Genomic DNA, 1240 nt, shown 5'->3' on the forward strand with positions numbered 1-1240 from the left:
CAATGGCTGGCGGTGATTCCGTTTATTGGGCTTTTGATCGGGCCTGTGGTGCATAACCGGCTGCATCCGTTTATTTTGGGGATGCCGTTTCCGCTTGGCTGGATCGCGGTGTGGATCGTGCTGACGGCGGGGATCATGGCGGTCGTCTATGCGCTCGATCCGGCGAATCGGGATGGGGGAGACCGGCCATGACGGTGCCGCTGATCATTCTCGCGCTGGCGACCGTCTTCGCGCTGCTGCTCGGCCTGTGGGCGCGCTCGGGCCATGAGATGGGGCTTGAGCAATGGACCGTGGGCAATCGCGGCTTTGGCGCGCTTCTGGTGTTCCTGCTGCTCGCGGGCGAGATCTATACCACCTTCACCTTTCTCGGCGCCTCGGGCTTCGCCTACGGGCTGGGCGGGCCGGCCTATTACATTCTGGCCTATGCGGCGCTCGCCTACGTCATCGCCTATTTCATGCTGCCGCCGGTCTGGGCCTATGCGAAGCAGCATCATCTGGTGACGCAGCCGGATTTCTTCGCCCATAAATACGACAGCCGCGCGCTCGGCATCGTGGTGTCGCTGGTCGATATCGTCGCCCTCATCCCGTATCTGGTGCTGCAACTGACCGGGTTGGGGATCATCGTGGTCGCGGCGGGCTATGGCGCGATCGACAAGGATATCGCGATCTGGATCGGCGCGATCGTGGTGACGATCTATGTCATCGTCTCGGGGGTGCGCGGCTCGGCGTGGACCGCGATCGCCAAGGACATCATGATCCTGGCGGTGGTGCTGTTTCTGGGGATCTATCTGCCGGTCCATCTCTATGGCGGGATCGGCGCGATGTTCACCGACATCGCGAAGGCGAAGCCGGGCTTCCTGCTGTTCCCGGCCAAGGGGCAGAGCGTGTGGTGGTTTGTCTCCACCGTGCTGCTGACCGCGCTGGGCTTCTTCATGTGGCCGCATTCGCTGGCCTCCTGCTACACGGCGCGGGAGGCGCGGGTGTTCCGCAAGAACGCGATCATGCTGCCGGGATATCAGCTCATCCTGTTGTTCGTGTATTTCATCGGCTTCGCGGCGGTGCTGAAAGTGCCGGGGCTGAAGGGGGCGGCGAGCAATCTCGCGCTGTTCAAGCTGGTGGTGGCGGAAATGCCGCCCTGGGTGGTCGGCATCGTGGGGGCGGCCGGGGTGCTGACCGCGATGGTGCCGGGCTCGATGATCACGATGACGGCGGCGACGCTGATCTCGCGCAACCTGTATGG

Annotated in this window: 2 protein-coding genes; both read left to right on the forward strand. The window is 63.5% G+C overall.

The genetic code is table 11. The features are described from left to right. Positions 1–192: DUF3311 domain-containing protein (locus L2A60_RS20440; protein ID WP_235706300.1), on the forward strand; the 192-nt coding region annotated here is incomplete at its 5' end. After that, the coding region (locus L2A60_RS20445; RefSeq protein WP_235706301.1) for a sodium:solute symporter family protein at positions 189–1240 on the forward strand (1052 nt) is incomplete at its 3' end. The genes L2A60_RS20440 and L2A60_RS20445, both read left to right, overlap by 4 nt.

Origin of the sequence: Acidiphilium iwatense, from assembly GCF_021556475.1 — a bacterium.
Lineage (GTDB): Bacteria > Pseudomonadota > Alphaproteobacteria > Acetobacterales > Acetobacteraceae > Acidiphilium > Acidiphilium iwatense.